The organism is Naumannella huperziae, assembly GCF_054073625.1.
Map to the genome: position 1 here is coordinate 560,044 of NZ_JBSXPH010000001.1, position 18,841 is coordinate 578,884.

The 18,841-nt window shown below is 68.4% G+C and carries 19 protein-coding genes; 10 read left to right on the forward strand and 9 right to left on the reverse strand.

Going from position 1 to position 18,841, the window contains the following annotated elements:
- The first annotated feature begins 67 nt into the window (after positions 1-67).
- The 9 genes from ACXDC7_RS02655 to ACXDC7_RS02695 all read left to right on the forward strand — a co-directional run bounded on the left by ACXDC7_RS02655 (position 68) and on the right by ACXDC7_RS02695 (position 8,639).
- Positions 68-1,093, forward strand: coding sequence for a Gfo/Idh/MocA family protein (locus ACXDC7_RS02655; RefSeq protein WP_459221096.1), 1,026 nt, complete (start codon positions 68-70; stop codon positions 1,091-1,093).
- Entirely contained in the window at positions 1,090-1,833 is a 744-nt protein-coding gene (locus ACXDC7_RS02660; RefSeq protein ID WP_459221097.1) for a creatininase family protein, read from the forward strand. The genes ACXDC7_RS02655 and ACXDC7_RS02660 overlap by 4 nt, the downstream gene beginning before the upstream one ends.
- On the forward strand, positions 1,830-2,594 hold the full coding sequence (locus ACXDC7_RS02665) for an amidohydrolase family protein (RefSeq protein ID WP_459221098.1): 765 nt from the start codon (positions 1,830-1,832) through the stop codon (positions 2,592-2,594). Before ACXDC7_RS02660 ends, ACXDC7_RS02665 begins: the two co-directional genes overlap by 4 nt.
- Positions 2,591-3,478 carry an amidohydrolase family protein gene (locus tag ACXDC7_RS02670; protein WP_179444942.1) on the forward strand — a complete coding sequence of 296 codons (888 nt, stop codon included), beginning with the start codon at positions 2,591-2,593 and terminating at the stop codon, positions 3,476-3,478. The genes ACXDC7_RS02665 and ACXDC7_RS02670 overlap by 4 nt, the downstream gene beginning before the upstream one ends.
- The gene (locus ACXDC7_RS02675; RefSeq protein ID WP_179444941.1) at positions 3,475-4,218 is read left to right on the forward strand and encodes an amidohydrolase family protein; all 744 of its coding nucleotides are present in this window, start codon (positions 3,475-3,477) and stop codon (positions 4,216-4,218) included. Before ACXDC7_RS02670 ends, ACXDC7_RS02675 begins: the two co-directional genes overlap by 4 nt.
- 79 nt (positions 4,219-4,297) lie before the next feature.
- Positions 4,298-5,287: a dihydrodipicolinate synthase family protein gene (locus ACXDC7_RS02680; RefSeq protein WP_218843779.1), complete on the forward strand. Its 990-nt coding sequence runs from the start codon at positions 4,298-4,300 to the stop codon at positions 5,285-5,287.
- A 150-nt stretch (positions 5,288-5,437) separates the two neighbouring features.
- Positions 5,438-6,787, forward strand: coding sequence for an ABC transporter substrate-binding protein (locus ACXDC7_RS02685; RefSeq protein WP_179444940.1), 1,350 nt, complete (start codon positions 5,438-5,440; stop codon positions 6,785-6,787).
- 84 nt (positions 6,788-6,871) lie between these two features.
- Positions 6,872-7,723 (forward strand): ABC transporter permease subunit, encoded by an 852-nt coding sequence (locus ACXDC7_RS02690; RefSeq protein WP_179444939.1) that lies wholly within the window; start codon positions 6,872-6,874, stop codon positions 7,721-7,723.
- A gap of 121 nt (positions 7,724-7,844) precedes the next feature.
- Positions 7,845-8,639, forward strand: coding sequence for a carbohydrate ABC transporter permease (locus ACXDC7_RS02695; RefSeq protein WP_459221099.1), 795 nt, complete (start codon positions 7,845-7,847; stop codon positions 8,637-8,639).
- A gap of 24 nt (positions 8,640-8,663) precedes the next feature.
- On the opposite strand, the gene ACXDC7_RS02700 is transcribed toward ACXDC7_RS02695, so the two are convergent.
- Genes ACXDC7_RS02700 through ACXDC7_RS02710 form a run of 3 tightly spaced genes read right to left on the reverse strand, consistent with a single transcriptional unit; the run spans position 8,664 to position 12,347 of the window.
- On the reverse strand, positions 8,664-9,605 hold the full coding sequence (locus tag ACXDC7_RS02700; RefSeq protein ID WP_179444937.1) for a sugar kinase: 942 nt from the start codon (positions 9,603-9,605) through the stop codon (positions 8,664-8,666).
- Complete coding sequence (locus tag ACXDC7_RS02705; protein ID WP_218843777.1) at positions 9,602-10,450, reverse strand: bifunctional 4-hydroxy-2-oxoglutarate aldolase/2-dehydro-3-deoxy-phosphogluconate aldolase; 849 nt, start codon at positions 10,448-10,450, stop codon at positions 9,602-9,604. Before ACXDC7_RS02705 ends, ACXDC7_RS02700 begins: the two co-directional genes overlap by 4 nt.
- A 10-nt stretch (positions 10,451-10,460) precedes the next feature.
- On the reverse strand, positions 10,461-12,347 hold the full coding sequence (locus ACXDC7_RS02710; protein WP_246293197.1) for a DNA topoisomerase subunit B: 1,887 nt from the start codon (positions 12,345-12,347) through the stop codon (positions 10,461-10,463).
- Between the two features lie 531 nt (positions 12,348-12,878).
- On the opposite strand from ACXDC7_RS02710, the gene ACXDC7_RS02715 reads away from it, so the two are divergent.
- Positions 12,879-13,526, forward strand: a complete 648-nt coding sequence (locus ACXDC7_RS02715) for a hypothetical protein (protein WP_179444936.1) — start codon at positions 12,879-12,881, stop codon at positions 13,524-13,526.
- Between the two features lie 7 nt (positions 13,527-13,533).
- Here the strand turns inward: ACXDC7_RS02715 and ACXDC7_RS02720 are convergent, their stop codons facing one another.
- Genes ACXDC7_RS02720 through gnd form a run of 6 tightly spaced genes read right to left on the reverse strand, consistent with a single transcriptional unit; the run spans position 13,534 to position 18,779 of the window.
- Positions 13,534-14,064, reverse strand: coding sequence for a hypothetical protein (locus ACXDC7_RS02720; protein WP_179444935.1), 531 nt, complete (start codon positions 14,062-14,064; stop codon positions 13,534-13,536).
- On the reverse strand, positions 14,061-14,714 hold the full coding sequence (locus ACXDC7_RS02725) for a hypothetical protein (protein ID WP_459221100.1): 654 nt from the start codon (positions 14,712-14,714) through the stop codon (positions 14,061-14,063). Before ACXDC7_RS02725 ends, ACXDC7_RS02720 begins: the two co-directional genes overlap by 4 nt.
- Positions 14,711-16,081, reverse strand: a complete 1,371-nt coding sequence (locus ACXDC7_RS02730; RefSeq protein WP_179444933.1) for a hypothetical protein — start codon at positions 16,079-16,081, stop codon at positions 14,711-14,713. Before ACXDC7_RS02730 ends, ACXDC7_RS02725 begins: the two co-directional genes overlap by 4 nt.
- A gap of 40 nt (positions 16,082-16,121) precedes the next feature.
- The gene (locus ACXDC7_RS02735; protein WP_459221101.1) at positions 16,122-16,673 is read right to left on the reverse strand and encodes a DUF721 domain-containing protein; all 552 of its coding nucleotides are present in this window, start codon (positions 16,671-16,673) and stop codon (positions 16,122-16,124) included.
- Positions 16,670-17,824 carry a DNA replication/repair protein RecF gene (gene recF, locus ACXDC7_RS02740; protein ID WP_459222795.1) on the reverse strand — a complete coding sequence of 385 codons (1,155 nt, stop codon included), beginning with the start codon at positions 17,822-17,824 and terminating at the stop codon, positions 16,670-16,672. The genes ACXDC7_RS02735 and recF overlap by 4 nt, the downstream gene beginning before the upstream one ends.
- Before the next feature lie 13 nt (positions 17,825-17,837).
- Positions 17,838-18,779 carry a phosphogluconate dehydrogenase (NAD(+)-dependent, decarboxylating) gene (gene gnd / locus ACXDC7_RS02745; RefSeq protein WP_179444932.1) on the reverse strand — a complete coding sequence of 314 codons (942 nt, stop codon included), beginning with the start codon at positions 18,777-18,779 and terminating at the stop codon, positions 17,838-17,840.
- Positions 18,780-18,841: the final 62 nt, after the last annotated feature.

Here is an 18,841-nt window from a genome sequence, read left to right on the forward strand (position 1 = left end):
TTTCGCGCCGACGCTAACATCACGTTCAATACTGAGGAAATCAATTCGAAATAACGAAAGTTGATCCATGCTTCGGATCGCCCTCGTCGGGCTGGGCCAGATCGCGCGAGCGGCACACCTGCCCGCGATCGCCCGCCATCCCGCCGTCGAGTTGGTCGCCGTGGTGGAGCCCGAGCCGACGGTGCGCGCCGCGGTTGCCGCGGAGCACTCCGCTGCACGTCCCGATGGCGGACCGGTCGAGGCGTACCGGAGCCTCGACGAAGCGCTCGCCCGCGACGACGTGGCTGGCGTGGTCCTCGCGACGCCTCCGTGGGTTACGCCGGCACTGGTGATCGCGGCCGCTCGGGCGGGCCGTTATGTGCTTGCCGAGAAGCCGGTTGCCACATCCGTGGCCGAAGCGGCCGCGTACGACGAGCTGACGCCGTCCGAGGTTCGGCGCGTCCAGGTCGGACTGACCTATCGGCATGATCCGGCCATGCAGCGGTTGCGCGAGGTGATCACGAGCGGGGTCCTCGGTGACCGGCTGCTGGTCCGCGCTCACATCTACGACGAGGCGCGGACACGAGACCGAGCGCACACGGCCCTCATCGAGCGCACCCTCCGGCACGGCAGCCCCGTGGTGCACGAGGGGTCCCACGTCTTCGACTGGCTGAGTTATCTCCTTGACGCCGAGCCGATCCTCCACGATGCCTGGTCACATCCGACCCGCGACGGCCTGGGCGCGCCCAACCTCATCGGCGGTCGGCTCGACTACGGCGGCGTCCCCGCACTGGTCGAGTTCGGATGGCTGACCGATGCGCTGCCGGCGACCTCCCTGACAGTGATCGGCGATCACGGGCTGGCCAGCCTGGACGGTGCAACCTTCGCCCTGACCGTCACCACCGCCGCCGGCTCCGAGGAGTACGCCCCGACAGGAGATCGCGTCGCCCGCTGCTTCGACCGTCAGCTCGCGCGGTTCGTCGAACTCGCCACCGGCGTCACCGACCAGCCGCAGCCGGGGCTGGCCGAGGGCCGCCGCGCGCTGACGATCAGCCATCAACTGGCGTTGCTCGCCGAGCGATCCGTGCTCACACCCGCGGTGGAACAGCCGTGAGCGTCGTGGAGTGGGCCGCCTGCGACCGCGCGACCCTGGCGGACCTGCTGCCCAACGCGCTTGTGATCGTCCCGCTGGGAGCTGTGGAACAGCACGGCATTCACCTGCCCACCGGAACCGACTTCATGATCACCCGCGCGCTCGCCCGGGCCGCCGCGGATCACGCCGCCGAGTCCGGTGGGAGCTTCGTGATCGCTCCTCCGCTCTGCATCGGCGCATCCGATCATCACCTCCCGTTCGGCGGAACCCTCTCGGTTCGCGCGGAAACCCTGTTGACGGTGATCACCGATCTGCTTGCCTCGATCGCCGGGGCAGGCGCCACACGGGTGCTTCTGCTCAACGGGCACGGGGGGAACTCAGGCATCTGCCAGGCCGCGGCCGGCGCCGCGGCCGCCCGCAGCGAGCTGAGTGTCACTCACATCGATTACTGGCGCGCCCTCGACCGGTCCGGCGAACCGGACGATCCCCCGGTGCCCGGTCACGCCGGCGCGTTCGAAACCTCGATCATGCTTGAGCTGCGACCGGACCTGGTACGCCGGGCGCCACATCGCCCGGACCCGCCCGCAGCCACCAACCCGATCGTCGCCGGCCCGGGGATGGAGACTCACAGCCGCGCGGCCTGGGCCGAGATCGACGGATACAGCGACCATCCGGACCGCGCCAGTCGGGCGGCCGGCGCGACCTATTGGCGGGATCTGATCACCGCATTGTCGACCCGGTTCGGTGTCCTGGCGCCATGATCGACTTCCACACGCACACCCCGATCTGGCGCGGCACGTCCTGGCTCGGCGGAACGACCTTCAGCGCCGATGACTTCATCGATTTCATGGATACCTGCGGCATCGATCGTGCAGTCGTGCTCAGCCATGACGGCCTGTTCGACTCAACCCCCGAGGCCAACGACGATCTGGCCCGATTCGTCGCTCAGTATCCTGACCGGCTGATCGGCTTCGGCACCTACAGCCCACGCAAGCCGTCCGCGGCCGCGGAAATCGAGCGGACGTTTACCGAGTTGGGGCTTCGCGGGGTGAAGCTACACCCGTGGCTACAGGGATTCAGCGTCCACGAAGTCGCGCTGGACCCGATCCTGGAGGTTGTCGCCACGCACAACGGTCTGGTGCTCTGCCACGACGGGACGCCGCCCTACGCGACGCCGACCCAGATCGCCACCCTGGCGAGGCGGCACCCGAACGTGCCGATCATCCTGGGCCACGGCGGCCTCCACGACCTCTGGCGCGAGGCATTGATCTGCACCCAGGACACCGAGAACCTCTACCTGTGCATCTGCGGCACACCGCCCTACGCAGCCAGGACGATCTTGGATCGGGCGCCGGCGCACAAGGTGCTGTTCGGCACTGATGCCGGCCTGTCGGACAAGGCAAGCCAGGACTTCGCCGTGGCACGGATCCGAGAGATCGATGAGTGGGGTGTCACACCCGAGCAACGGCAGGCAATGCTCGTGGACAATCCGCGCCGTCTGCTGGAGAAGAGCACCCGATGATCGTCGACGTCCACACCCACACCCCGACCCACGAGCGCGAGGTCCCGAACGCGGAGCTCCGAAGCTACGACGCCTGGCGTACCGATCGCGCGGTGATCACCTCCAACAGCTGGGCCGACTTCGATGCCGCCGCCGATGCCGCCGATGTCGCGATCGTGTTCAACATCGCGGTCGACGATCCGGTGTCCTCGACCGGCCTGGACTACCCGCCGGAGAGGACGAACGTCGCGACGGCCGAGTACGTCGCAGCGCGACCCGACAAGCGGATCGGCTTCATGTCGGTGAATCCCATGGCGCCCGACGTCTGGGAACAGGTGGAGGAGGCGCGCTCGCTCGGTTTGCTCGGAGTCAAGCTCGGCGCCAACTACCAGGAGTTCGACCCGCTCGGGGACGCGGCGATGCAGTTCTACCGGTACTGCGAACGGGAGGGGCTGCCGATCCTGTTCCACCAGGGCGCGTCCCCGATCCGGCACGCTCCGCTGCGCTACACGTTCCCACTGGTGACCGACGAGATCGCGATCGCCTGCCCGGAGCTGCGCATCGTGATGGCGCACATGGGACACCCCTGGGCGCGCGAGACAGTCGTGACGATCCGCAAGCACCCGCACGTGTACGCCGACGTCTCCTCGATCTACCTGCGCCCGTGGGTGTGTTATGAGTCGTTGCTGTATGCCGTCGAGTGGGGCGCGGCGGGAAAGCTGCTGCTCGGCTCGGACTTCCCCATCGCCACCACGGCCGAAGCCATCGCCGGACTGCGCGCGGTGAACGACATCGTCGAGGGGTCACGATTGCCGCGGATCCCGGCCGAGGTGATCGAGAAGATCATCCACGCCGAAGCCCTCGAAGCGCTCGCGCTGCCCGATCCACGGGCGGCGCGGTCATGATCATCGACGCGCACGTCCGCATCGGAGCGCAGCGCGACTGCGCGCTGGCAGTCGATGATCTGCTGGCGACGATGGACCGAAACGGCATCGACCGAGCCTTGATTGCGCCGAGCGAGGGTGACATCGCCTACCACAACCGCGCCGGCAACGCTGCCACGACCACCGCCGCGGAGCGCTCGGGCGGGCGGCTGCTGGCGTACGCCGTGGCGAATCCTTGGCGCCGCGCGGACGCCCTGACCGAGTTGGGTTGGGCACGTGATCATGGCGCCCGCGCGCTCGCCATCGATTCCAGCTTGCAGGGCTTCGACCTGCTGGACGGGTTGGTCGATCCCCTCATCGACTTCGCCGACGCACACGACTGGCCGGTCTACGTTCGCACCGGTACGCCGCCCGGACACCTGCCGCTGCCCGCGGCTGCCCTGGCGCGTCGACACCCGGGAGTGGCGTTCGTGATGGGCCGCAGCGGCGCGACCGACTTCTGGATCGACGCAGCCCCGGCGCTGCGCCTCGCGCCGAACCTCTACGGTGACACCTGTTACGCACCTTGGGACACCGTCCTCAGCGAATTCGAGCGTGACCCGCAGATCGGCTCATCGCGCCTTGTGTTCTCCTCCGACCTGCCGTACGCCACCACCGTCGGCGAACTACGGCGCGTCGTCGACTGGCCGCTTGCCAAACCCGCGCGAGCTCGCGTACTCGGCGGGACCATCGCAGCACTGCTCGGTCTCGGATCCGGATGAGGAGCAGCCGGTCGCGGACCTCGGTCCGACCTCGCGCGACACCGAAACCAGCCTCCACGTGGCCAAAAGGGGATCAACCATGACGATGACGAGACTTCGCCCGGGGGCCAACGACCCACTCGAGGGACTCGCCGCCGCCCGGGCCATTCGCGGGGTGTCGCCCGTGCTCGAGGTGCCGTTCACCGAGTCCGGCGATGTCGATCTGGCCGGTTTTCGCCGCGTGGTGCGCTACGTCCTCGGCACCGGCGTCGCCAGCGTGATGTTCCCGGGCTTCGCCGGCGAGTTCTACAAGCTTTCCGAGACCGAGCGCGCATGCCTGATGGAGGTGCTCGTGTCCGAGGCCCGCGCCTTCCCGGACACGGTGGTGATCGCGGCTGTGCAGGATCACGCGACACGACTGGCCGCCGAGCGGGCGGCGTGGTCGGTGTCGGTCGGCGCGAAGGCAATCAATCTGCTCCCGCCGCACTTGCTCAAACCGCCCGCGCCCATGATCGAGGCGCACATCCGGGCGGTGCTGGCCGAGGTGCCGACCACGCCCGTGGTGCTCCAGTACGCCCCGAACGAGACCGGCACCGCGCTCGACGTGTCCCGGCTTGCTGCCATCGCTCGCGATCACCCGAATCTCACGCTGGTCAAGGTCGAGTCGAGCCCGCCAGGGCCGTTCATCACCGAGCTCTCCAGGCTCGACCCTCCGATCCCCGCCGTCGAGGGCTATGCGGGCGTGCAACTGCCCGACGCCATTCGCCGGGGTGCGGTGGGCACCCAGCCCGGCTGCTCGTTCACCGAGATCTACCAGGAGATCTGGCGCTTGTACGAGGCCGGTCGGTTCGATGACGCCGATCGGCTGCACGCCCGCCTGTTGCCGTTCACCTCCTACTGGATGCTCGACACCGAGCTGATCATCGCCGCGGAGAAGTTGATCTCGGTCCGTCGCGGGCTCTTCCGCAGCGACCACTGCCGCGCCCCGCGCCGCGACCTCGACGACCACGAGCGCGACGCAGTGGACCGGTTCCTGATCGAGTTCGCCGAGTTCCTGCCGTACCTGGGACCGATCGAGGACGAGGAGTGAGGACCCGCGTAGACCCCTTGTCAGCGGCTGACCTGTCCCTTACGATTTACGAAATCATAGTTATATTTTCGATATATTGAATCTCGTCGAATCTTCTCGGGTGAATACGGCGTCGTCCAGCGGGGTACGCGGGCTACCGAAGGGGCACACATGAAACTCAAGCGCATCAGGTTCAGCCTGCCGCTGGCCATGGCCGGCGTCTTGCTCGCGGCTTGTTCGAGTGGGCCTGTCGGCGGTCCCCCGGCGTCCGAAGGCCCGGATCCCAACACGTGGCGCGACAACATCTCCGGCTCGATCGAGGTCGGCGTGATCCCTGCCGAGGGAACCCCGGGACTGGCCTACCTCGAGAAGCTTGCGCGTGAGATCGAAGCCGACTATCCGGGCACCAAGATCACGCTGACCTTTGCCAACTCCGAGGCCCGCCCGGCGCTGGAACAACGCTGGCGTTCCGGCGACGGTCCCGATGTCGATTACGGCATGTTCGACGGCACCGTCCCGAGCCAGCGAGTGTGGGCCAATGACGGCTTCCTGCTCGACCTCAAGCCCTACCTGGACGCGCCGGACCCGACAACCGGCAAGACCTGGGGTGAGTCATTCACCCCGGCGGCCTCGGGGTTCATGGTCAATCCCGACAACGGCGGCGTGTACGGCGTACCCAGTGAGTTGTCGACCCAGGTGCTGTTCTACAACAAGAAGATCTTCGCAGAGAGCGGGATCAAGCCGCCCACCACGTGGGACGAGCTGATGAAGGCATCGGCCGACCTCAAGGCGGCCGGTGTGGACCCGATCGCCATTACGGGTCTCTATCAGCCCTACATGGGGATGTGGTCCGACAACCTGTGGCTGCGCGAGGTCGGATGGACCACCGCCAACGACGTGCTGGTGAACGGCAAGGGCAGGATCACCGATGACCCCGGATTCCTCCGCGGGCTGCAGAAGGTTCAGGACCTTCGCGATGGTGGTTACCTGATGTCGGGCTTCCAGGGAACCGACTTCACCGCCGCACAGGCGCAGTTCTTCCAGGGCAAGACCGGGATGATCCTGATGGGTAGCTGGCTGGTCAGTGAGATGAAGGACGTGATCCCCGATGACTTCGAGATCGGCGTACTCCCCTTCCCTGAGGTTGCCGGCGGAGCCGGCGACCAGAAGGCGATCATGGCAGCACCGCAACAGATGTCGATCAATGCCAAGAGCGAGAACATTCCGCTCGCCCTGGAGTGGGTGCGCCGGGTGACCAGCCCGGAAGTGCAGGCAGAGCGGGCCGAGAAGTTCGGCGAGCTCTCCGGTGTTGTCGGAGTCCCCAGCCCTTCCGGCGTGACCGGCATCGATACGGTGATGGCCGATGCATCGGCCCTGGTGCCACGAGAGTTCGCGATGAAGGACACCGAGGCCTATGACGTGGTCTACGCGGAGGTGACACGGCTGATGTTCGGCGAGCAGGATGCCACGCAGACGCTCGCTCGTCTGGACGAGCAGCTACGGAAGATACACAAGAACTGATCGACAGTCGGCGCCCGCGCCATGCCGAGGTCGCCAACGTCAGGAGGGCGGAGAGCGATGTTTGCGAGATCGCAACGACGCATCGTGATCCCTTTCCTGCTGCCGGCGTCGCTGCTGCTGACGGTCTTCTTCCTGTATCCCTTGGCGCGCACCGTCGAGCTCTCGACTCAGGAGTTCTCCCGCACCGGGCGTGCTTCCTTTGTCGGCATGGCCCAGTACGCCGACGTGATCGGCGATGAACGCTTCCTGCAATCGCTCGGCCACGCCGTGCTGTTGGCGATGGTCGGCGGCCTCATGCTCTTCCCGCCGGCCATCGCCATCGCCTGGGCGTTCAATCAGCGCCTGCACGGCGAGCGCGTCTTTCGCTTCCTGATCTTCGCGCCCGTGGTGCTCTCTGTCGCCGTGGTCGCGCTCATGTGGAAGTTCATCTTTCATCCGACGCTCGGACTGATCAATCCGGCGTTCGCCTCCATCGGCTTCGGTGACCTGATTCCGATCCTGTTGGGCGATCCACGCACCGCTCTTCCCGCGATCGCCTTGGTTGCAGTTTGGCACGGGATCGGCATCTGGATCCTATTGATCTCCGCCGGGTTCTCGCGGATGCCCGCCGATGTCCTCGAGGCCGGGCGTCTGGACGGCGCCGGCGAGTGGAAGCTCTTCACCCGGATCATGCTGCCGATGATGAGCGACTTGTTCCGGACCTTGATCATCTTGTGGGTGGTGCAATCCCTGCAGGCATTTGCGTTCGTCTACATCATGACCGACGGAGGGCCATACTTCTCCTCCGACATTCCTGCGACTGTGATGTACCGGACCGCCTTCGACACCGGGGACTTCGGCTCCGCTGCGGCGATGGGGGTGATTGTCGTGGTGTTGCTGATGGCTGCGGCACTGGTTCTCAACAAGCTCTTGAAGCGAGACAGCATTGAGTACTGAGACGATCGCCAGGCCCACCGACTCGGGCCCCAAACGTCCACCGATCCGTCGGCGACCCCGGCGTCCGGCGGTCTCGGACCGCGCCAGGTTTCGCCCCTACCATCTGTTCTTCTACCTGCTGATGGGGGCGGGTGCGTTCTCGGCGGTTGCGGCCTTCGCCTGGGTGATCAACGTTTCGTTGAAGACGAACGTCGAGTTCATCACGAGCCCTCCGTTCTCGCTCACCCGATCGTGGGAGTTCGAGAACTACCGCCAAGCCTGGAACGCCGGGGGCGTGGCCATGTTCTTCGGAAACAGCGTCCTCGTCGCGGTGACAGCCACCGTGCTCGGGGTGTTTTTCTCCGTCCTTGCGGCCTATCCGCTGGCGCGGGTCCGGTTCCCCGGCAGTGGCATCGTGTTGAGCGTGTTCATCCTGGGCCTGATGGTCCCTTGGATGGTGACCTTCATCCCGCTGTACCTGACGCTTCGCGACATCGGATTGCTGGACACCCAGCTCGGTCTGATCTTGGTGTACGCGACTTACAACCTGCCGTTCAATATCTTCGTCATGGTGGGCTTCATGCGTACCTTGCCGGTCCAGCTCGAGGAGGCCGCAGCGATCGACGGAGCCGGCCCGGCGCGCACCTTCTTCGGGATCATCCTCCCGCTGCTCGGCCCCGGCGTGGCGTCGATCACGATCATCAGCTTCCTGAACAACTGGAACGAATTCTTCTATGCACTCGTGCTGATCCGGACGAAGGAGAACATGACGCTGCCGGTAGGCCTGTGGCAGCTCAGCCAGGCCGCGACCTACAGCAGCAACTGGGTCACGTTGTTCGCCGCGATAATGATCACGGTCGTCCCCGTGCTGGTGGTGTTCGCGCTCCTGCAGCGGCGGATCGCCGAGGGTCTGACGGCCGGGGCCATCAAGGGTTGAGCGTCGGGTCGGGACGGTCCGACCTCAACGTATGACACCCTCCTCGTCGAGCCGGCCCAGATCGGTACGCAACGGCAGGCCTTCCCAATCGCCGATGCTGGCAACCGCGAACGCGCCCAACAGCGCACCGCGCTGCATGCATTCGACCAGCGGCAAGCCATCCAGTGTTCCCGACAGAAACCCGGCCACGAAGGCGTCGCCGGCACCGACCGGATCGATCGCGGACACGGCCACGGCGTCGACCTGGACCTCACCGGCGCGGGTGTAGGCCGCTGCGCCGTGCGACCCGCGCTTGACGATGACCGCGGTCGCGTGCCCAAGCAGGGTGTCGATCCCGGTACGCGGGTCGGTGCTCGGCACGTCGACTGCGAGCCCGAGTTCATCATCGGAGGCGATGATCAGATCGGCCCGCGCCGCGAGGGGCGCGATGGTTGCGCGGGCCTCAGCGCGAGACCACAGCCGGGATCGGTAGTTGACGTCCAGGCAAACCTGGACACCCTGCTCGCTCGCACGATCGATCGCGGCCCGCACGGCAGCCAGCGCGCTCGGCGACAGCGCCGGCGTGATCCCGGTCAGATGCAGGATGCGGGGCGGATCGGCCATCGCTGCCTCGACGTCGGCGAGGTCGAGCGCCGAGCCGGCAGAAGCCCGGCGGTGATAGTCGACGGTGATCGCCGTCGGCGGCCGAGCGGTGAAGACGATCATTCCGGTCGGCGACGCGATCGTGCGGCTCGAGGTCTGCACGCCCTCCCCGCGCAAGGTTCGGGTGATCAGTCGGCCAAACGCGTCGTCGCCGACGACTCCGGCCCACCGAACCGCGTGGCCAAGGCGGGCAAGGCCGATCGCGACGTTCGACTCGGCGCCCGCGATGGACAGCGAGACCGGCGTAGCGACGCGCAGATCGCCACTTGCCCGGAGGCTGGCGAGCGTCTCGCCAATGGTCACCACTTCGGGCGCGCCAGTCATCGCCGCTCCGACCCACGCGCCCACGCATCGGTGATCTCGCGCGCCCTGGACCGGATGTCGTGCCACTCGCCGGCGTGGACGGACCGCTCGTCAACCAGCCAGGAGCCCACCCCGACCCCCGCGCAGCCGAGCTCTGCGTATCGCTCCGCCAGTCGCGCATCGACACCACCGGTCGGCACCAGCGCGATGTCGTCGAGTGGCGCGACGACCGCCGACACATAGGCGGGGCCGCCAACCGTCTCGACCGGGAACACCTTGATCCAGTCCGCACCGAGGCTCGCAGCCGCGTCGATCTCGGTCGGGGTCAGTGCCCCGCAGGTCACCGGAAGGCCGCGCTCGCGAGCCGCGGCGATCACAGCCGGGACCGTCGTCGGCGTGACGATGAAGCGCGCTCCGGCATCGGCTGCCGAGTGGACATCCCCCGGCGTCCGAACCGTGCCGGCGCCGACCAGCACGTCGTCGCGAGCGCTCCAGCGGCGGATGGTGGAGAGACTCTCGGGAGTCGGCAAGGTCACCTCGACGATTCGGACGCCTCCCGCGACGAGGCCTTCGATCAGTTCCTCGGGCGGGGCGATGTGCCGTAGTCGGATGATCGCGATCACCCCCGGGCTCACAGGCACTACCGGTCTGCGGCCTGCGGTCATGGACCAACCTTTCGCCCGAGTGTCTGAATCCCATATATCGGAAATGGTTTCATCATCTAGGCAGATTCTGTCACGGCCGTTGCGGGCGCCGCCATAGTTCGGAGCCGCCAGGTGCGGGGAGACCGCTCGACAACGTTGATCATGTCCGAGCATCGCCGACGTCGCCGAGCGGTCAGGGCCGCCGGCACGATCGTGCGACAATCGCAAACCCTCAGATGTCGAGGAAGCGAACATCCTTCGCGTTGCGCTGGATGAACATCCGCCGCGGCTCGACCTCTTCGCCCATCAGGATCGAGAAGATCTCGTCGGCCCGGGCGGCGTCGTCGAGGGTGACCTGGAGCAGCATCCGCTTCTCGGGATCCATCGTGGTCTCCCACAGGTCGTCGGCGTCCATCTCGCCGAGGCCCTTGTAGCGCTGGATCGGGTTCACATTCGGCAGCTTCTTGCCCGCCGCGAGGCCGGCATCGCGCAGGGCGTCCCGCTCGGCGTCGGTGTAGGCCAGCTCGTGCGGGGCGTTCGTCCACCGCAGCCGGAACAGCGGCGGCTGCGCGACGTAGACGAACCCACCGTCCAGCAGCGGCTTCAGGAAGCGGAACAGCAGCGTCAGCAGCAGCGTACGGATGTGCGAGCCGTCGACATCGGCGTCGGCCATGATCACGATCTTGTGATAGCGCAGCTTCTCAAGATCGAAATCCTCGGCGATGCCGGTGCCGAGCGCGTTGATGATCGCCTGGACCTCCTTGTTGGCAAGGATCTTGTCCAGCCGGGCCTTCTCCACGTTGAGGATCTTGCCGCGGATCGGCAGGATCGCCTGGGTACGCGGATCGCGCCCCGACGATGCCGAACCGCCAGCTGAGTCGCCCTCGACGATGAACACCTCGCACTCGGCGGGATTGGTCGACTGGCAGTCCTTCAGCTTGCCCGGCAGGCCGGCCCCGGACAGGAAGCCCTTGCGGCTGCGCGCCATCTCGCGGGCCTTGCGCGCCGCGATCCGCGCGGCCGCGGCGGCCTGGCCCTTGCGGATGATGTCCTTGCCCTCGCCCGGGTTCTGCTCCATCCAGTCGCTCAGCCGGTCGTTCACCACGCGCTGCACGAACGACCGCGCCTCGGTGTTGCCGAGCTTGGTCTTGGTCTGGCCCTCGAACTGCGGGTTGGTCAGCTTCACCGAGATGATCGCGGTCAGGCCCTCACGCACGTCGTCGCCGGAGATCCGGTCCTCGGGCTTCTTGATCAGGCCCCACGAGGTGCCCCACTTGTTCACCGTGTTGGTCAGGGCGGCGCGGAAGCCCTCCTCGTGCGTACCGCCCTCGTGGGTGTTGATCGTGTTCGCGAAGGTGTGCACCCGCGCGGTGTAGGACACGTTCCACTGCAACGCGATCTCCGCGCTCAGCCCGTTGGCGTTGTCGGCGGCCTCCATGTCGATCACCGAGGTGATCGGGCTGTCGTTCTTGGCGAGGAACTTCACGTAGTCGACCAGGCCCTCGTCGTAGCGGAAGCTGTCGCGCAGTTGCGTACCCTCCTCGTCGACGTGCTCGGCCCGCTCGTCGGTGATCGTGATCCGCAGACCCTTGTTCAGGAAGGCCATCTCGCGGAACCGGCCGGCCAGCGTCTCGTAGCTGTACTCGGTCGTCTCGAAGATGTCCGGGCTGGCCCAGAAGGTGACGGTCGTCCCGGTCTCGTCGGTCGGCTCGCCGCGCTTCAGCTCCTCGACCGGTACGCCGAGACGGAACTCCTGGTGCCACCAGTAGCCGTCGACCTGGATGTCGACCCGCAGCCGCTCGCTCAGCGCGTTGACCACGGAGACGCCGACGCCGTGCAGGCCGCCGGACACCTTGTAGCCGCCGTCGCCGAACTTGCCGCCCGCGTGCAGCTTGGTCAGCACGACCGTCGCAGCGGAGATGCCCTCGGTCGGGTGAATGCCGACCGGCAGGCCGCGCGCCTCGTCCTGCACCCGCACACCGCCGTCGGCCAGCAAGGTGACGTTGATCTCCTCGCCGTAGCCGGCCATCGCCTCGTCGACGGCGTTGTCCACGACCTCCTGCACCATGTGGTGCAGGCCGCGTTCGCCGGTGGAGCCGATGTACATGCCCGGCCGCATCCGGACCGCCTCCAGGCCCTCCAGCACCGAGATCGACGACGCGTCGTAACTGCCCGCCTCGACCTTGATGCTCGTCGCCGCGTCGTCGAGCCGGGACTCGGCCACCTGCTCGGCCAACTTCTCCAGCACCTCGTCGGGCTGGTCGTTCTCGTCGGGCTCGAACGCGGGGCTCGCGGCACTCACGTGACAATCTCCTACGCTTCGGGTACGCCCGCGCGCCTGCCCGGGCGGTCGCCGTCGGCAGCCGTTTCCGGCTTCCGGCGCAACGCTCCGATGTTACCCGACCAGCACGCGAAACCCCGGCTCAGCGCGCGCGGTCCGCGGGCACTTTCGCGCTCAACGGCGCTCACGCCCCGACAGGAGCGGATCGACCCCCGCCTGCGACCCCGGGGTCGCGCCGCCGGGCGACGACCGAGCAGCCGCCGTCAGCGATCGTCGCGGTCCGCGCGCGAGTTCCTCCCGTAGCTGATGCCGCCATCCGGTGCTCATAGCGGGCATAACTACGGAAACAATCGAGGCTATCGTGAGGCCGTGAGCACCCAGGTCTGGCGGGATCCGGCAGCGCTGGATCCGCGCTGGCGCGAGCCGCGGCGGGCCCGGCGGAACCGGGCGTTGCTGGTCGGCATCCTCGCCGGCGTGCTGATCCTGGCGTCGGCGGCGGTGCTGATCGGCGGCGGCTTCTCCACCCGCCAGCGGCAGACCTGGCCGATCGTGCCGCCCGGTACGCTGCTGCGGATCGGCCCCTACGAGCTGGCCTTCACCCACATCACCGTCTCCCGCAGCACCCTGTTGGATGAGCCCGAGTGGAATGTCACCGCCTACGGCACCGGCCGGCTGGTCGACGCCGATCAGGCCCAGGCACCCATCGTCTTCAACACGTTCGCGCTGGGCGACCCGACGAATGGGATGGCGGTCGAGGGCGAGAGCCAGGAGGTCGGGCCGCCCCGGGAGAACGGGGTGGGCGGCATCAGCACCTTCACCCCGGGCCTGCCGGCCACCGACTACCGGGTGGAATTCACCCTCCCGTACCAGTACCGGCCGGTGGGCTACCTCCGGCTGGGCGTGTCCCAGCTCACCTACGAGGACCACTCCTATCTGGGCAACTACGTGGACAGTTGGGGCACCAACGGCGAGGGCTACCAGCTCTATCTGCCCGTCACCGTGGTCGCCGACAACTGATCGCCGGTCAGGGCCGGATCACCATGTCCCGCGAGCCGTCGAAATTCTCGAAGCCCAGCCCGTAGATCGAGCCCAGCTCGGCGGCCGGCACCGTGTAGACGACCGCGGCCGCGCCGGTCTCACCCGGCAGCAGGTCCGAACACCCCGACGGGATGTCGGGGAGGCTCTGGAACGACGACTCCCACGTCCGGCCGCCGCGGCCGACCAGCTCCATGCTGCAGCCGCCCTCGGCGGGCAGCGGATCGGGCGCCGTCACCTCCAGGTCGGCAACCACGAAAACGGCCCCGGGCGGGGCCGGGTCCGGCTCGATGGTGCCCGGAATCGACGGCCGGGCGGTCAGCCTCAGCACCCGGATCGAGAAGCCGTTGTTGTTGCGGAATGCCGCGCCCGGCGGCAACTGCCCGAACCGATCGGAGGTGAACGTACCGACATAGAAGACCCAGCCCGCGATCAGGCTCCCGGTGATGCTCGCGATGATGATCACCAGCAGCCACACCCGGGTACGCCCGGATCGCCGCGGCGCCACCGGCGTACTCATCGGATGCCCTCCGGTGTGGAGGTCTCGATCTCGACCGCACGATTGGCCGACGCCCGCAGCCGCTCTGCGTCGGCGGCGTCGATGCCGAGATCGACCGTCTCCCGCGGCTCGCTCACGGTGTAGGTCGGGGTGTCGAAGAGCCGCAGCCGCAGGCCCTCCAGCCGCGCGGGGTCGACGACGACCGGGAGCCGGAAGCTCTCCCGGAAGCCCGGCTGCACCCGGGGCGCCGACACCGTCGACGCCGAATAGGTGACCCCGTCCGGCGTGACCAACTCGTAGTGGCCGATGCTGACACCATCGGTGCCCCGGGTGTTGGCGAGCGTCAGCCCGACGATCAGGAAGAGCCCGTCGGTCGGCTGCTCGTTGACCGTCGTCGCCGCATCGATGCTGTCCACCCGGAGGTCGGCCTCCTTGTGCTGCACGGTCGCGCCGACCGGGTACGCCCGGTCGACATAGGTGATCTCGTTGCTGGCGCCGAGCTGCGACAGCCAGCCCGAGAACGTCGCGACCACCAGCAGGATGATCAACCCCATTGCCGGGACCCGGCGCCGGCGGGGCTCGCGCGGCGCGACATCACCGGCACCGAAGCGGATCGCGCTCAGGTGCCCCGATTCGCCCGGCGCCGAGCCTTGCGTCACGGGTGGGCTCACGGCGTACCCTCCGCGGACCGTGCCGGCTGCGCGGGCGCCAGCACCACGCGGCTCGGCCGCTGCGCCGGACCGGTGCTGGCCCGACCGCGCAGGGTCAGCAGGCAACGATGGAATGTCACGCCGAGCAGGCAGATGAACAGCGGCTGGTAGAGCAGGTCGCTGACCAGTTCCATCGCCGGCAGCCACTGTAACCAGAACGGGATGTCGGCGCCGCCGACGGCGGTGACCATCCGGTCGAAGAAGGCCGTGCGGGCGCCGTCCAGCAGCGCGTACCAGAGCAGGTACGCCGCGAGGAAGGTCAGGCCGGGTCGCAGCACGATCCGGATGGACTGCAGGGTCGGCAGGTAGCGGTCGTCGATGTCGCCGAAGAACAGCTCCTGGATCTCCAGCCAGATCCGCCGGCCGGTGGTCCCGCTGCCCTTCTTGGCGGCGGGTGCCCGAGCCAGCCGGGTCCGCGGGAGGACGTGGCTGGTCAGCGGCTGGCCCTTGCGCCACATCTCCGCCAGCGACAGCACATGGGATCCGAAGACCAGCGCGGCGACCGCCAGCCAGGCCAGCGGCTCGGCCATCCCGGTGACGAACCAGCCCCAGAGCGTGTCCAGGCCGCGGGCCAGCGCGGTGAGCACCGCGGGCAGGTTGATCCGCAGCGGTTCCACGGCGACGGCGAGCCCGGCGGTCAGGGTCTCCAGCCACTCGTGCAGTTGCCGGTCCTCCCACCACAGCCGCAACGACTCCAGCAGCCGTCCACCGCTGAAGATCACCAGGACCAGGAAGAAGGCCTCCAGCAGTGCTGCCACGATCCCGAAGGCCCGCCACCCGGTGCGCTCGTGCAGCAGGTCGAAGCCCCGGCGTACCACATAGATGCCGACCAGCACGCCGACCACCAGCGCCAGGGTGCGCGGCCCGGCGTTCGGGTTGATCTCCTGCAGGATGCCGCGACCGAACGCCCCGCCGTACATGATCTCGGCCAGCACGATCATGTCCGCGGACTCGTCGCGGATGTAGTCGAACGCGGCGTAGATACCGAGGAACGGCAGCAGCGTCGCCGCGAGCATCCGGGTCAGGGAGTCGTCGCGATCATCCTCCACCTCGCGGGGCACCACATCGCGGATGCCGAGCTCCCGCCCGACCAGCCGCAGCGAGGTGACGTAGGCGATCAGCAGGCAGAGCAGGCCGGCGGCGAAGATCGCGATCGCCGGCCAGGTCGACTGGGCGGCGCTGATCGCGCCGAGCCGCTGCAGCGCGTTGTACACCGTCCAGCCGATCAGTTGGATCAGCAGCAATTTCGGCAGCAGCCGCCACCAGACGGTCACCGTGGTGACCGCCAGGTCGTAGAACTGGTGCCAGAACAGGCGCAGTGCTGCCATCGAGCGGGAGTCTAGAGCGGCCCGCGCCCGCGGGTGCCACTCACCCGTAGGTGTCGCGCGGGCCCCGGCCGCGGACCGAGCGTGGGCCGTGCTTCCAGCTCGGCGCATCCGGGCCCCGGACCAGGATCCGGCGCACGGTTCCGTCCCCGAGCTCGGCGTTCAGCTTCGCCACCACCTGCGGCGCCATCGCCCGCAGCGAGCTCGCCCAGGCCGTCGAGTCGGCCCGCACGGTGAGGTCGCCGTCCTCGAACGACTCGGGTGCGCTGTGGTCGGCGTTGACCGGGCCGACCAGCGCGGGCCACCGGGCCAGCAGCAGCGCGACGCTCACCCGCACGCGCCAGCCGCGGTCGGACAACAACCGATCCATCGTCGTGCCGAGTGGTTGCGGGTCGCGGTCGTCGGGCCGCGACCCGGACAATTGCGGGCCCGCCGGGCGGCCGGTTGCCTCGGAGCTCCTCCGGCGGCGCCGGCGACCGCCGGCGCCCACTCCCCCGGCGATCTGGCGCGCCAGATCCAGGCCCGTGGCGTCGTGCTCGGGCAGCTCGGGTCGCCGCTGCCCGGCGGGTTGCCCGGGCCCGGGCGGCTCGCTCACGGTCGGTCCTCGGCTGGCGTCACCATTCCATCGTCCACAACGAACCGGTTCCCCGCCAGCCTCGCCGGCACATCGCCGCCGACGGCCGCCGTGACGAGCACTTGCTCGGCCTCGGCGACCCGGCCGGCCAGCCGCTCGCGGCGGGTGGAGTCGAGCTCGGCGAACACATCGTCCAGGATCAGCACCGGCTGCAGGTCGTCGGCTCGCAGCAGATCGAATCCGCCGAGCCGCAGCGCCAGCGCGAACGACCAGGACTCGCCGTGACTGGCGTACCCGCGGGCCGGCAACTCGCCCAGCGCCAGCGCGATCTCGTCGCGATGCGGGCCGACCAGGGTGACCCCGCGCCGCAGTTCCTCGTCGCGACGCTGCGCCATCTGGTCGGTGAGCGCGGCCGCCAGCGCGGTGCGATCGATCTCGGCCGGCAGCGGCATGGCCGGCTGATAGGTCGCCGTCGCGACATTGTTGCGCGGGGCGATCGCGGCGTACGCGGCGGCGACATGCGGGACCAGGTCGGCGAGGGTACGCAACCTCGCCTCGAGCAACTCGCCGCCGTGCCGGGCGAGCTGGTCGTTCCAGACGCCAAGGGTGTGTTCGGCATCGCCGTGCCCTCCCCCGCCGCGAACCGGCCCTCGGCCGGCGAGGGTCTTCAGCAGCGTGGAGCGGTGCCGCAACACCTTGTCGTAGTCGGCCCGGACACCGGCCAGCCTCGGCCAGCGGGTGATCACCAGCTCGTCGATGAACCGCCGCCGCTCGCTCGGGTCGCCCTTCACGATCGCCAGGTCCTCCGGGGAGAAGACGACGGTACGCAAGATGCCGAGCAGCTCGCGCGGCCTGGGCACCGGCGACCGGTTCAACCGCGCCCGGTTGGCCCGCCCCGGATTGATCTCCACCTCCAGCAGCACGGCCCGGTCATCCTCGACACCGGCGCGCACCCGGCCCCGGACCAGCGCCCGCTCCGCACCGTGCCGCACCAGCGGCACGTCCGAGGCGACCCGGTGCGAGCCGAGCGTGGCGAGGTAGTCGATCGCCTCCACCAGATTGGTCTTGCCCTGCCCGTTGGATCCGACGAAGGTCGTCGGCCCCGGGCCGAGCGCAAGATCAACCGCCGGATAGGACCGGAAGTCGGCGAGAGTCAGGTGATCGACGAACAGGGGATGCCCCGGATCAGGCCTTGGCCCGGCCCGCGGCGCCCTCGCCGAGACGATCGCTGGCGTCGTCGCGGGAGTTCTCGTCCTCGGCCAGCACCTTGTGCCCGCCGAACTGGTTGCGCATCGCCGCGACCAGCTTCATCGCCGGCGAATCCTCCTGGCGGGACACGAACCTGGCATACAGCGATGCGGTGATCGCCGGCGTCGGGACGGCAAGATCGATCCCGGCCTCGACCGTCCACCGGCCCTCGCCGGAATCCTCGGCGTACCCCCGGATGTGATCGAGGTTCGGGTCCTCCTGCATGGCCCGGACACAGAGCTCGAGCAACCATGACTTGATCACGGTGCCCTCCTGCCAGGACTCGAACACCGCCGGCACGTCGTCCACCGCGCTGGCCGCGGTCAGCAGCTCCCAGCCCTCGGCGTAGGACTGCATGATTCCGTACTCGATGCCGTTGTGCACCATCTTCGCGAAGTGGCCGGCCCCGACGCCGCCCGCATGCACGTAGCCGTAGGGGCCCTCGGGCTTCAGCGCCTCGAAGATCGGCAGGGCCTTCGCGACATTCTCCTTGGAGCCGCCGACCATCAGGGCGTACCCGTTCTCCAGGCCCCAGACCCCACCGGACACGCCGACATCCAGATAGCCGATGCCCTTCTCGGCGAGCAGCTCGGCATTCGGCACATCGTGTGTCCACTTGGAATTGCCGCCGTCGATGACCACATCGCCCTCGCCCAGCAGCTCCTTGAGGGTCGCCAGCGTCTCCGGCACCGCCTGGATCGGCAGCATCACCCAGACGATCCGCGGCGAGTCGCCGAGCTGGCCGACGAGATCGGCAAGATCGGCGGCATCGGTGAGTGCGGGGTCACGGTCGTATCCGACGACCTCGATGCCGGCGTTGCGCAGCCGCTGCCGCATGTTGCCGCCCATCTTGCCCAGTCCGATGAGTCCCATTTTCATGATCGACATCCTCCAATTTGGCTGGATCGAACGGTGCTGGCCCGGGCGTCCTCGGCGAGCCG

Bases quoted from the DNA above. Each gene is read 5' to 3' on its own strand.
- ACXDC7_RS02655 (WP_459221096.1), top strand. From the start codon at position 68: ATGCTTCGGATCGCCCTCGTCGGGCTGGGCCAGATCGCGCGAGCGGCA.
- ACXDC7_RS02665 (WP_459221098.1), top strand. From the start codon at position 1,830: ATGATCGACTTCCACACGCACACCCCGATCTGGCGCGGCACGTCCTGG.
- ACXDC7_RS02670 (WP_179444942.1), top strand. From the start codon at position 2,591: ATGATCGTCGACGTCCACACCCACACCCCGACCCACGAGCGCGAGGTC.
- ACXDC7_RS02675 (WP_179444941.1), top strand. From the start codon at position 3,475: ATGATCATCGACGCGCACGTCCGCATCGGAGCGCAGCGCGACTGCGCG.
- ACXDC7_RS02680 (WP_218843779.1), top strand. From the start codon at position 4,298: ATGACGATGACGAGACTTCGCCCGGGGGCCAACGACCCACTCGAGGGA.
- ACXDC7_RS02685 (WP_179444940.1), top strand. From the start codon at position 5,438: ATGAAACTCAAGCGCATCAGGTTCAGCCTGCCGCTGGCCATGGCCGGC.
- ACXDC7_RS02695 (WP_459221099.1), top strand. From the start codon at position 7,845: ATGGGGGCGGGTGCGTTCTCGGCGGTTGCGGCCTTCGCCTGGGTGATC.
- ACXDC7_RS02700 (WP_179444937.1), bottom strand. From the start codon at position 9,605: ATGACTGGCGCGCCCGAAGTGGTGACCATTGGCGAGACGCTCGCCAGC.
- ACXDC7_RS02710 (WP_246293197.1), bottom strand. From the start codon at position 12,347: ATGCGGCCGGGCATGTACATCGGCTCCACCGGCGAACGCGGCCTGCAC.
- ACXDC7_RS02720 (WP_179444935.1), bottom strand. From the start codon at position 14,064: ATGAGTACGCCGGTGGCGCCGCGGCGATCCGGGCGTACCCGGGTGTGG.
- ACXDC7_RS02730 (WP_179444933.1), bottom strand. From the start codon at position 16,081: ATGGCAGCACTGCGCCTGTTCTGGCACCAGTTCTACGACCTGGCGGTC.
- gnd (WP_179444932.1), bottom strand. From the start codon at position 18,779: ATGAAAATGGGACTCATCGGACTGGGCAAGATGGGCGGCAACATGCGG.